The sequence below is a fragment of the Hyella patelloides LEGE 07179 genome, assembly GCF_900659865.1.
Taxonomy (GTDB): Bacteria; Cyanobacteriota; Cyanobacteriia; order Cyanobacteriales; family Xenococcaceae; genus Hyella; species Hyella patelloides.
Genome location: NZ_LR213767.1, coordinates 1 through 12,606 on the forward strand (window position 1 = coordinate 1; position 12,606 = coordinate 12,606).

Sequence of the window (12,606 nt, forward strand, 5' to 3'; positions counted from 1 at the left end):
TTTTTGATTACTTTATATTACACTTTGACGTGCGGAAGGTGGGCTAAAAAATAAGGTGGGCATTGCCCACCCTACTTGGATTTAATTCAGGTTAATTTAACCAGCTATAAGCTATAGGCTATTAGCTTTTTAGTGGTCTTTTTCTCCTTGACTAGACAAGTAACCAAGGGCAAAACAGAGCAAAGCATTTACGCCGAGGAAGCTACGGGCGATCGCACCTGAGCCTAATCCCCATACTGTAGGATCGATTACGGCATTAATGCCTAAGCAAGCAGCTACGCCCAGAGAAGAGCCAATAGCAAACCATTTCCAGCTTTTATTACCTGATAGTAAAGCAACCAGTAAAAAGGGAATTAACACACTGGCAAACAGAGGATTAAAGCTAGTACTGCCTACTACTACGTTACCCAATTCAGGAATCGAACTACCCATTAAACGCAAGGGCCATTGAGGTAAATCGAATATATACAACCCTTGGAGGAAAAATAAGCCAGCACTACCAAAAATCAGCCCGCTATGGAGACTTAAAGTAAAAGTTAGGTAGTTACGAATAAACCAAGCTAAGAGGTAAGAACCAATTACCATACCCAGTTTGGGTAATATTGCCACTGCACCACCATCAATCCAGAAACCAGGATTCAGATAACCGCTATTTCTTAACCAACGGAAAAAGTCATTAAAGGTAATTTTGCCTTTGAGTGCTAAACCAACTGCTGCACCAGCATCTAAATGACCAGCACCGAAGTAGTTTTTAGTATCTTCTGGTACTTTACGCGCCGACTGTTTGAGAACATCAAGCACTTCTGAAGGTTCAGCAACACCACTAGCTTTGACTAAAGCTGCAACTCCTGCTACGTGGGGGGCTGCCATACTCGTACCTTGGAAACCAACAAAGACAGATTCTCCAGTACTGGGATTGATAGTGTTTTGTAAAATTTTTCCTGTTTCACCACCACCAGGGGCGGAAATATCAACACCTGCACCGTAATTGGAATAGTTGGCTTTTGCTCCTGTACTATCGGTAGCAGAAACACTAATTACTTTGGGATAACGAGCGGGATAAGAAGCGGAGTTTTGATTGGCGTTACCAGCAGCAGCGATAATAACCACCTTTTTACGATCTGCATAATCGATCGCTTCTTGCATGATTTGACTCGCACCACCTCCACCGAGGCTCATATTAATAACATCTGCACCATTGTCGGCTGCAAATTTAATTGCTTCGGCGATATCTGCTACTGTTCCGCCACCACCTTTACTAAGTACTTTGAGGGGCATTATATTCGCTTTGTAGGCAATACCCGCTACTCCATAACCATTATTGGTAGATTGAGCAACTGTTCCTGCTACATGAGTACCATGACCATTATCGTCATCTGCGTTAACTTTATCGTTAACAAAGTCGTATCCTTTAACAAATTTAGTTAATTTAAGATCGGGTACTCTGCTAACTCCCGTGTCAATTACTGCTACGGTTATACCGTCTCCTGCGGTTTCTTTCCAAGCAGATTCAACATTGATGCTCCGAAAATTCCATTGCTTGCTGTAATCAGGATCGTTGGGTGCGTCTAAAGCCTGATACTGATAGTTGGGTTCGATGTATTCTACCTGTTTTGCCAAAGACGATTTTCTTAATTGTCTGAGCATTTTGCGATCGCCATTGACAACATAGACGTTATCGCTGACAGAATACATACTGTTTAATTCAGGTTTATCGGCATACTTCTGGTAAATTTCTTCGATATCCTCACTGATTTGAGTAGTGGGAATATTTTCTTTAAAATCAATAATTAAAGAATCAAACTCTCCTTGATTCGCCAAACCAGAAAAACTCATGAGGGCAAATCCGATCCCCAACAAAAATAGTAAGAAAAATACAACTTTCTTCATGGTAACTTATCCATACTCCTTAATCCTTAACTTTCATAGTGGCAAAAAATTGTTAGCCTCTACAACTGATGTTTCAATTTTTGATTTTTTTGTTGACTTGCTTATTTCAAAGATAAAGCAATTAGCCAGATCTTGGCGGTGATTTAAAAACTCATTACAGTTATAAATTAGTTGGTAAATAATTTAATTATGCCTGTTTATTTTTATTGGGGAGAAGATGATTTTGCGATCGCCAAAGCTGTCAAGCAATTACAGGGGAAAATTCTCGATGATAATTGGTTAGAGTTTAATTTCCATCGCTATCAAGGCGATCGTCAAGAGGTGATTATAGAAGCTTTAAACGAAGTTATGACTCCTCCTTTTGGTATGGGAGGACGCTTAGTATGGTTGAATAGTACCACTATTTGTCAACAATGCTCTGCCGATCTACTCGCAGAACTAACCAGTACTTTACCTGTAATTAGCGATGATTCTCATTTGCTTTTCACCACCAGTAAAAAACCCGATGGCAGATTGAAATCTAGTAAATTACTGAAAAAATTTGCGGAAGTCAAAGAGTTTAATCTGATACCCTTTTGGGATGAACAAGGTATTAAAAAAAATATTCGTCAGCTAGCAGCAGAAATTGGTGTGAAATTATCTCCTTCTGCGGTAGAAGCCTTAAAAGATTTCGTCGGTAACGATACCAGACAGTTATGGAATGAATTAGAAAAATTAAGTATTTATCAACATCAAGCTAGTAATAAAATCATTGATGCAGAAGCTGTGAATAGCTTAGTTATTTGTAATACTCAAAATAGCCTCAAGCTAGCAGAAGCAATCCGCGATTCTCAAACAGAAACCGCTCTTTCTCTGATTAATGACTTATTGAACCGTAATGAACCACCATTAAAAATGGTAGCTACTCTAGTCAGACAATTTAGAATGTGGACAACCGTAAAGGTTATTTGGGAAGCAGGAGAAAGAGAATATAAATCTCTTGCCAAAATAGCAGAAATCAGTGGTAATCCTAATCGTATTAAATATATTCTCAACGACATACAAAAACTTAGTGCTACACAATTATTATCGACTCTTTCTTTGCTTTTAGAATTAGAATATAGTCTTAAAAAAGGTGCAGAACCTTATCGAATTTTACCAACTACGGCTCTTAAAATATGTCAGCTATTAAGCAAGCAGTAACTAATAAAAAATCTTGTAGACAAACCATGTAGCAGAAAAATAAAGTAATCGTTAAAGAATAAAAAATATCAAATGGATAATTTTCCAGTATAATCTTGATGATATTTAAAAATCTCGTGAAAATGATTAAAAATGATAAATGGATAATTGAACAATCCCAAAAAGGAATGATTTCTCCTTTTGAAGAAAAATCAATTAGAAAAGCAGTTTTAGGAAAAGAGAAAGAAGTTCCAACTATTAGTTGGGGTTTAAGTTCTTATGGTTACGATATCCGACTATCTCCTCATGATTTTAGAATATTTAGACATATACCAGGAACAGTAGTAGACCCCAAGAAATTTAATCCTCACAACTTAGAACAAGCTGAATTACATACTGATGAAGATGGTTCTACCTATTTTATAATTCCAGCCAACAGTTATGGATTAGGTGCTTCACTTGAAAGCATTAAAATGCCTCCTAACGTAACTGCTATCTGTTTGGGAAAATCAACTTATGCTCGTGTGGGAGTTATTGCTAATATTACTCCTCTTGAGGCTTCTTGGCAGGGTCAAAGCATTACTCTAGAATTTTCTAATGCTTCGAGTGCTGATGTCAAAATTTATGCGAATGAAGGTGTTGTGCAATTAATTTTCTTAGAAGGTGAGCCTTGCGAGACAACATACTCAGATCGTGGTGGAAAATACCAAAATCAAGGCTACGGAGTAACTCTACCCAAAGTGTAATTCTCAAGACTTTCAATTACTAATAGTAAACTCTGTGAACTTTTTTTACTCTACTTAATTTATGGGGACAAATCCTGCTTCTTCAATCGATTTCTGCATTTCTTCGGTAAGTAGTAGTTTGGTAAAAGCTTCCCCTGCCTTTTGCGATCGACCTCCATCTTGTTTAACTACGACGTATAAATAACGAGTAATCGGATAAGTAGCGTGTTTAATAGCTGCAATGTTGAGTTGATTACGCTTTTCGGGACAATTTTCTGGGGCTACTGCTGGAGGAAGGTAAGGGGGGATCAATTGTCCGTTTTCATTAGCTATGGGCAAAGATTTAACCCTACACTGATATATGAGTTCTGGTGCAGAACCATAATAGATTGCTCCTGGGGTGTCTTTAATCTGCTTCAATCCATCAGTAGTTGAATAAACGTACTTGACGTTGTCACCAAAAGACTGATTTTGCAAGACATGATGCTGAAAAAATTCGGGTGTACCGCCATCTTCCGCTCTTCGACTCAAGACTACAATTTCTAGATCGGGCCCATTTACTTCCTTCCAATTAGTAATCTCACCCAAATAAATTTTCTGTAACTGTTTTATCGTCAAACCCGATACTGGTAAAGAAGGATTAACGGCAATTGCGATAGCATCAATAGCTACTTGATATTCTCTGAGGGTAAAGCCTTGCTGATGGGCAAGGGCATGTTCTTTTTGCTTGATCGAGCGAGATGATTCCGAAAAATCCAGTTCCCCTTCTAATAACATACGAATACCTGTTCCCGAACCAGGTGTGCCGTTAATAGCTGGCAAATAACGCATACTAAATTCAGGATATTCCTCAATTATTTTGGGGTCTATTGTCTTCCGAATTGAAGCCCAGGTAGTACTACCGCCATAATTAAATATTCCTTTAGGTAAGTCGTTTACATCCTGAAGAGTACTAACCTTTGTATTTGTGTTCGTCCTTTTTGTCTGTTCCTCACTATGGGCAAGAATTTTACGTTGAAGTCCTCGCATTGGAGAAATTAAATACAAAGTACTTACATCTAGTAAAACTGTGACTATCAAAATAATAATTAGAAAAAAACTCAGGCGAGCTATGGAAGAACTGGTTTTATCTTTCATTCTTTTTAGTTTTTGAATAGATGTGCTTGGAGCTTTTAACTGACTTGCTTCTTTGGTTGTATCGACATTTTTTTGTCCAAGAGAGTCTAATGCTCTTACTAAGCTTTCTCGTTGAGCAGGAGGACATTCTAAAACTTCGAGGACAGAATTAATATTAGTGATTACGCTAGAGAATAAATTTTTCTTTTGAAAATTAATCAAAAGTTCATCTACTCCTTGTTTTACTGCCCATCGACGAATAGCCGATGAATATTCCTGTTGGATATCGGTAGTTAAAATAATCTTTGATGAAGGATTATGTTGACGAAAACATCGGCAAATTTCATAGGCATCTTCTATTTTTAAATCTATTATTAGTAAATTTGGTTTTAATTCTAATGTTTTAAAGTAATCGGCAACATACTTTTTATTAGTGTAATCTTGTTCCCAGGTTATGAAAATATCTTGTTCCCAAAGAACAAAATGCCATACTTCAGCTTGAAACTTAGATGGTTGGAACAGCAGAACCGTCTTTTTACTGTTATTCATTGTATTTCAAAAAACTATCAAAGCTTTTTGCGAAAGTATTATTTAAACTATCGTTTATCTTTATCTAATAATTTAAAATAAAAAAGTGACAAACTAGGAACAAATAAGGTAAATGCAGCACAATTTACCGCTCATTTTAAGCTTAATTTCTTAGTAAAATATCAGGTGATATAAAATACAAAAATTGATGCTGCATATTGAATTTTTATTTCTTCGATCTTCCGCTTCTTCCGCTTTATCTGGAGAGGCTGCCATTTGAGTGTGAGGGATGCTGAGGAAACCTCAAATGTTTACATTGTCAAGAGATGGGGATACGCCCCGTCTCCTTCTGCTTTTTATCTGTAGCAACCTTTCAAGCATTTCATATTACAATGTAATTAAATCATCATTTTTTGGTTCTTAATCCGCTGTAATCCATCTATTTTAATTGTCAGAGCTATTTTTTAGATAGATTTTAGAGATGGGTTTTAAGAGTCAGAATTGTTTTGTGCTGGCTAAATTTCTAAAAAATTGATATTGGGAATTAAAGGATCTTCTACTAAGCCAATTCCTTGATATCCCCAACGTTGTAAAAGAGATTTTAACTGAACAGGAGAGAGAGATTCTACCTTTAAGCGATTGCTCATTTCTTGACCGTGGGCATTAATATAAGATAAGGCTTCATGATCTGCTTTAAAAAGTAGTAAATAACTGGCTTCTGGACTATCTTCATTTTGAGAAATACGAGCCACTAAATATTTCCCGTCTTTTGGAGATCGAATAACGTAGTTAATAGAAGACAACATGAGTAATTAGTCCCAATTAAAGTTAACTGTAAAATTCACCGAGTCAGACATCACAGGTAGGGTGTGGTGTATAAAAGTTCATCAATTAAATTTAGTGACTTACGACCAATTAATCGGTAATTGAGATAGTGTTTCTTCTCTGATTAATTTGGTTTCTCGATCTAAAACCTGTTCTACATTGTTATAAATGGCTTGAGCTTCTTCGAGGGAATTGCCAATACTGGTTAAACCTAATTTACCAAATTCTGATAAAGCACCCATAAGATGAAATACTGTACCCGTGCGAGTACTACTATCAAAATGCAATCTTTCTTGAGCGATAATATCCATCAAGTCATTGGGTAACAAGCCACGGTAATCTTCTTTTTGTAGATTGTCAGAAGAGATATAGTATTTAGGCTGATTGGCTTGACTCAAAAATAAACCTGTAGCATCGTCATAGTTACCGTTGGTAAGTAATTTGAGGGTCATAAAGGGATGGGTTGTACCCCCTTTTCGTAAGTTAATTTCGATCGCCTGAATTTCCCATTGTTGGCTATCGGGATTTTTTACCGTCATGAAGTCTACGCCATAGCGTTCAATTGCACCTTTAGCTGCTAAAGCTCTACCTACTTTAAGTCCTAATTCTTGGATTCGTAAACGATAAGCAGACTCCGCAGGGAAATAACAACCGAGATAGATTTGATTGTCTGCACCCCCTAAAATTTGATCGTGGGTAGAAAGGATCGATACTTCTCCTGATGGATCGATATAACCTTGAACGCTTGGCGATCGCTTAATTACGCCTTCGATAAATGCTTCGACAATTGCACCTAATTCGGGAATACGACGAGAAAAGTTATCCCAAGTTTCTTCTGCTGATTGAAAGCTTAGGTTTTCTAGCTGTTGCTTAAGAGCTTTAATTGTGCTTTGACGATCGCTGTGAGCAGGCGCAAACTGTTTAATAGGAGTGAGGTCTAAGACTGCGTTACCCTCTCCTGAAAAGCCTTCATTGAGTTTAATGACGATTCGCTTAAGATGGGGTTGTCTCTCCCAGAGATTAGCTAATTCTGATAATAGATCGGGGATATTAGTAACGGTGTAGCTACCGTCAGGATGGGGAACTTGACATTCGGCAAAAATTTCTCGACTACCACTTTTAGAACCCCAGTAATTTAATTCAGGAGAAGCTGCGAGTAAAGGAATATTTAGTTTGACAGATAATTCTTGCTCAAGGGGAGTTGCATTGAAACAAACCATATAAGAGCGATCGCTACGTAAAGCACGACGAATTTTTTGTACTAAACGAGGACGTTCTAAAATTTTTTCAGTTAAAGGTCTTAAAGAAGCGTCATAAATACTAATTAAAAGTAAACGCTCCCTTGCATGAGAAAAAGGAATTCCTGATAGTAGTTGTAAGTAATAATCAACAATTATGGGGCATAAAGGTAAAGCGGTAACATAAATAACTCTGGTATGGGGATTTCTCAGACGAATTAAAGAAAATAAGAGCCTTTCTTCGTAATGTAAAAAACCTGGGATTTTTGTTCCCAATTGGGGATCGATACTAAAAGAAGGGATAACCAAGATATCACAGTCGTCGCGATCGAAGATATCAACTTGTTGCCAGCGATCGCGTAATTGATTTTGTAATTGATTGAATTGAATTTGACTCTTATTTTCTTCCATCTAACCATTCTGTTGATAAACTACGATAGTCTAATTTAGCTGCTGAAGGGTGACACTGAACACAGCTTTGATGAACTGTAGGTTGGGGTAACTCTACTTGTGGGTGAAGGGCTTTTAAATAACGAGAATTAGTTACATATTGGGGTAAAGTTTCTCCTGGTGCATAGGGACGAGAATATTGTTTTAAATATGTCCACATTAGTCTAGCTGTGACTCTTACCGAAGTAGGTAAAGTTACGCCGTAATGATTTTGAGTATTATTTAATATATCTTGCCAACGTTCTGTAGGTAAAACTTCCGCAGGTATCGGGATATGGCAACTAGCACAGTTTTCTAAATAGAGTTCTCGTCCTAAAGAACTACTATTAGTGTTAGCTTGAGCGAAAAACAAATTATTATTTTCTGCTAAAACAGTATCGATCCCCAAACACCAACTAATACCAATTATCAAAAAACACAAACTTATTTTCATTCGCCAAGGCATAGTGATAGCTAATCAATAAAAAATGATAAATGATAAATTTTAAAGGATATCACGCCAAGAGTGACCCCTTTTAATATCTCTAATAGTCCATTTACTTACATCATATAGCTCAGCTATTTCTCTAATACTAAATTTTCTCTCTCGCAATAAAACTTTAATTTCCTTGACTTGTTCGGCGGTTAATTTAGTCCGATAGCGACGAATTTTTGCTGTGGAATTAGCAATGTAACCCGTAACTTTACTCCAAGTTTTGCCATACTTGATCTTTTGTATTGTTTTAGTACTAACATCAAAACAGAGAGCAATTTGGCGGGCGGATAATCGTTGTTCTTGTAATAATTCCCAAATTTCTAAAACTTGTGCTTCGGTTAATTTAGAATTAGTTTGCGAACCGTGAGAATTAAATAAACCATTGTCAATAGCGTGTTGATGGTTTTCTGCGTTGGTAATCCATTCTAAATTGTCAGCGCAATTATTGTGTTTATGACCATCCATATGATTTAAGCAATAAGAATCAAGCTTACTACCTATTTCCCCTTTTGGCGGGGGTAAAAAAGCCTTTGCTACTAGATGATGTACCCCTTTCATTTGTACTTGGGAATTTCGACAGAGATAAACTTGAAGATAGTTATTGCGATCGCTGTGAAGTTTTAATAGCTTACCAGGAATTATTTGTAACTCGCCATTTTGATTGTTAATGAAACGATCTAAAGAGCGAATTCGACCTCGATCTGATACTTGATAAACACCCTCATATCCAGAAATCGCTACCCATTTTTCTTCATTAGCAGCTATCTCTTGGTCTTCATTACGATAATTCATGGCACACAAGCAAGTAGACAGAACTCATCATATACAAGTTTTACTTTTATCTATTTTTTATAGCAATCTTGTCTGGGTTGTGATACCTATTAAATGGTGTTGTAAGGTTTTGGGTTGTAGGGTTCTGGGTCGTAATAAATTTAGTTTTGTTTGAGTACCTAGCACCACGCTTTCCCTATTCCTGATTGCTATCTTGATATAGGAATAAGACTTTTACCTCATTTGTAAGTTTTTTTTCAATAAAACAAATGATAATCTAATGCAAGTTAAAATTACTTACGTATTCTGAATCAATGTCCTCAGTCTACAATATCAAAAATTAGATAAAAGAATGACAATAGTTGTCTTTGGCAGTATTAATCTCGATTTAGTAGTCGAAGTTCCTCATTTACCTGTAAGGGGCGAAACTGTAGTCGGTAATCGTTTTTTTTCCGCTACAGGAGGCAAAGCAGCCAATCAAGCAGTAGCTGTGGCAAAGCTAGGAGTTCCAGTTTATTCCATAGGAAGAGTGGGTAGTGATAATTTTGGTAAAGTACTACTAGAAAACCTGCAAAAAGCAGGAGTAGATACCAGAGGGGTCACAATCGATCCTGACACCCATTCTGGAGTAGCATCTATTGTAATAGACGAATATGGAGATAATGCAATTGCTTGTGCTGCGGGAGCAAATAACCTCGTCAGAGAGCAAGAATTAAGCGATTTTCAAGCTTTATTACCCCAAGCAAAAGTAATTTTAATGGAATTGGGAATTCCTTTAGCAACAGTTATGGAAGCTCTTAAAAGGGCGCAGGATAGTAACTGTACTATCATTCTCGATCCTGCTCCTGTAAAGTCTAAACTACCCGATGAAATCTACCAAATGGTAGATATTATCACTCCTAACGAAATAGAAGCCAGTCAGTTAGTAGGGTTTACTGTTGATGGTATTACTACAGCCAGACAAGCTGCATTTTTTTTACACCAAATGGGCGCGAAAACAGTCATTATTACTTTAGGTAGTCAAGGAGCTTTTTGTAGTACAGGAGAAGAAAGCTATTGGGTTAGACCGATACCAGTAAAAGCTATTGATACTGTAGCTGCGGGAGATGCTTTTAACGGTGCGTTAGCAGTAGCTCTAGCAGAAGGTAAATCCCTTAAAGAGGCTATTCAATGGGGAAACGTAGCTGGAGCTTTAACCGTAACAAAACGAGGCGCACAATCTTCTCTACCCCACAAAGAAAGTTTTTTACAGCTATTAGCCCAACAGAAAGAAAACAATTAGTTAGTTGGTTGTTGGTAGTTAAGGACAAGGACTCGGATTATTGTTGTTTGAAAAATCTTCCTCATCCCTCATAATTCATCCTTCATCCTTTATGCGAAGCGGTATCCTTTAGGGCATCCCCCTTCGAGGACGTAGTAATTCATCCTTCATTCCTTGCTTGACTTATGTTCTCCTGACTTCCTTAAAAAATGAATAATTCCCGATCTTGGTCTAAATTATTAACCTTTACTTTACTCATCGCGGGTGCAATCATTATTTTGTTGCCGTTAGGGGTGGTTTTCTTAACCTCTTTTGCTACTCCAGAAGCAGCTACCAGCGAAGCTGTTAATTTTAATTCTTTTACTTGGGCAAATTACCAAGAAGCTTGGCAAAGAGGCAGCTTTTTACTGGCTTTTACTAACTCTACTATCGTTGCTTTAGGTGTAACTGCTCTGCAAATTTTAACTTCTGCTTTAGCTGGGTATGCTTTAGCAAGATTACAATTCCGTGGTCGAGAAGCTATTTTATTATTAGTAATTTCTACTTTAGTAATTCCCTTCCAACTATTGGTAATACCAATTTTTGTCGTTTTAAAATGGGGCAGTTTAATCAATACTTATTGGGCTTTAATTTTACCCACTGCTGCTAATGGCTTCGGTATTTTCTTGATGCGACAATATTTTGCTAGTATCCCTGTTGAGCTAGAAGAAGCTGCTATATTGGATGGTGCAAATCGTTGGCAGGTTTTAACTAATATTATGTTACCTTTGTCCCGTCCTGGTTTAATCACTTTATTTCTCTTTACTTTTATTGGGGAATGGAATGATTTATTTAAACCTTTAGTATTTACGACTCGCCCAGAATTAAGAACAGTACAATTAGCATTAGCAGAATTTCAAGAAGAATTTACTAGTAATTGGCCTTTGATGATGGCAGCAGTAGTAATTAGTACAATTCCTGTAATTGTTTTGTTCTTAATTGGTCAGCGTCAGTTTATCCAAGGTATCGGCTCAACAGGAATCAAAAATTAATTAACAAAATAATACTTATTTCTTCTTTTCCCAAGTATCTAAAATATCTTTAAAAATTGCTTCTTCGACCCAAGTTTTAGCTACTACAGTTAAAGGTAAAGCTAATAATAATCCCATCAGACCAAAAGTTCTTGCAAAAAAAATTTGAGCCGTTAAAGTAATTGCAGGGAGTAAAGAAACTTGTCTTGCCATTACAGTTGGCGATAGCCAATAGGTTTCTATATTTTGAATAATAAAATACCAAATTAAAACAGCAGCAATTTTCCAAGGAGATTCTAGCACTGCAATTGATAAAGGAAAAACAACGCTAGTAGCAGGGCCAATATTAGGAATAAAATTGAGTATTCCAGCAATTAAAGCATGAACTAAAACTAAACGAATTTGTAAAATAGCTAACCCAATACCACTAGCAATACCGATAAATAAACAATTAATTAAAATACCTTGTAACCAACTTCCCAAAGCTGTTTCTGATAAAGATAAGATGCTATCAGCACGCCGACGGTAGAAAGAAGGAAATAAACTTAGAAAAGCTTTGCGATATCTTTGGGGGTCTGCTAACATCATAACCGCGATCGCAAATACCAATAAAATTTGTAAAATTGCGGTTACAGAATTAGAAAAAATGCCTAAAAATCCTGAAAATAATTCTTGCACAGATGGTAATTGAGCAAGCAGATCTCCACGAGTTGGTAAATCAGGAAAATCATCGGGTAATCGGCTTTCTAAACCCGCTAATTCCCAGTCAATTTTTGCCCAAACTCGCGGTAATTCTTCTAGTAATTTTTGTAGCTGTTCGCTAAAAGGAGGAACAACTAACCAAATAAATAAAGCCAGAAATGTCACAAAAGAGCTAACTGCACAAATAACAGCTAATCTATGGGGAAATTTCTTTTTTTCCAACCATTTCACTAAACGATTTAGAGCAACAGCGATCACAACTGCGGTAAATACCAAAAGCAACAGATGCCTAATTTGCCAGAGAACAAACAAAGCAATAATTAAACAAACAAAACCAAACCACTGACCCAGATTCATTGATAATGCTATATTGCCATAGTTGATTAGCGATCTTGCAAACTCGTGAAGGAAGCATAGAGTATAGCAGACTAGCCAAATATTACACGATTGCTAT

General features: G+C 36.8%; 11 protein-coding genes. 4 read left to right on the forward strand and 7 right to left on the reverse strand.

Annotated elements, in window-relative coordinates:
• Positions 1 to 129: 129 nt before the first annotated feature.
• Complete coding sequence (locus H1P_RS00365) at positions 130 to 1,890, reverse strand: S8 family peptidase (RefSeq protein WP_144863006.1); 1,761 nt, start codon at positions 1,888 to 1,890, stop codon at positions 130 to 132.
• Between the two features lie 189 nt (positions 1,891 to 2,079).
• On the opposite strand from H1P_RS00365, the gene holA reads away from it, so the two are divergent.
• Both holA and dcd read left to right on the forward strand, forming a co-directional pair.
• A complete protein-coding gene (gene holA, locus H1P_RS00370) occupies positions 2,080 to 3,072 on the forward strand; it encodes a DNA polymerase III subunit delta (protein WP_144863008.1) in 993 nt (330 codons plus the stop codon).
• 122 nt (positions 3,073 to 3,194) lie between these two features.
• Complete coding sequence (dcd, locus tag H1P_RS00375) at positions 3,195 to 3,797, forward strand: dCTP deaminase (RefSeq protein WP_144863010.1); 603 nt, start codon at positions 3,195 to 3,197, stop codon at positions 3,795 to 3,797.
• Positions 3,798 to 3,851: 54 nt separating this feature from the next.
• On the opposite strand, the gene H1P_RS00380 is transcribed toward dcd, so the two are convergent.
• The 5 genes from H1P_RS00380 to H1P_RS00400 form a co-directional block, all read right to left on the reverse strand.
• Positions 3,852 to 5,441 (reverse strand): substrate-binding domain-containing protein, encoded by a 1,590-nt coding sequence (locus H1P_RS00380; protein WP_144863012.1) that lies wholly within the window; start codon positions 5,439 to 5,441, stop codon positions 3,852 to 3,854.
• A gap of 494 nt (positions 5,442 to 5,935) precedes the next feature.
• The gene (locus H1P_RS00385; protein ID WP_144863014.1) at positions 5,936 to 6,226 is read right to left on the reverse strand and encodes a hypothetical protein; all 291 of its coding nucleotides are present in this window, start codon (positions 6,224 to 6,226) and stop codon (positions 5,936 to 5,938) included.
• Between the two features lie 99 nt (positions 6,227 to 6,325).
• Positions 6,326 to 7,894: a peptide ligase PGM1-related protein gene (locus H1P_RS00390; RefSeq protein ID WP_144863016.1), complete on the reverse strand. Its 1,569-nt coding sequence runs from the start codon at positions 7,892 to 7,894 to the stop codon at positions 6,326 to 6,328.
• Positions 7,881 to 8,378, reverse strand: coding sequence for a cytochrome C (locus H1P_RS00395; RefSeq protein WP_144863018.1), 498 nt, complete (start codon positions 8,376 to 8,378; stop codon positions 7,881 to 7,883). Before H1P_RS00395 ends, H1P_RS00390 begins: the two co-directional genes overlap by 14 nt.
• A 39-nt stretch (positions 8,379 to 8,417) precedes the next feature.
• Positions 8,418 to 9,200, reverse strand: a complete 783-nt coding sequence (locus tag H1P_RS00400; RefSeq protein WP_144863020.1) for an NUMOD4 domain-containing protein — start codon at positions 9,198 to 9,200, stop codon at positions 8,418 to 8,420.
• A gap of 331 nt (positions 9,201 to 9,531) precedes the next feature.
• On the opposite strand from H1P_RS00400, the gene rbsK reads away from it, so the two are divergent.
• Both rbsK and H1P_RS00410 read left to right on the forward strand, forming a co-directional pair.
• The gene (gene rbsK, locus H1P_RS00405) at positions 9,532 to 10,461 is read left to right on the forward strand and encodes a ribokinase (protein ID WP_144863022.1); all 930 of its coding nucleotides are present in this window, start codon (positions 9,532 to 9,534) and stop codon (positions 10,459 to 10,461) included.
• 188 nt (positions 10,462 to 10,649) lie between these two features.
• Complete coding sequence (locus H1P_RS00410; protein WP_144863024.1) at positions 10,650 to 11,471, forward strand: carbohydrate ABC transporter permease; 822 nt, start codon at positions 10,650 to 10,652, stop codon at positions 11,469 to 11,471.
• A gap of 15 nt (positions 11,472 to 11,486) precedes the next feature.
• On the opposite strand, the gene H1P_RS00415 is transcribed toward H1P_RS00410, so the two are convergent.
• The gene (locus tag H1P_RS00415) at positions 11,487 to 12,509 is read right to left on the reverse strand and encodes an AI-2E family transporter (RefSeq protein WP_144863026.1); all 1,023 of its coding nucleotides are present in this window, start codon (positions 12,507 to 12,509) and stop codon (positions 11,487 to 11,489) included.
• Between the last annotated feature and the right edge of the window lie 97 nt (positions 12,510 to 12,606).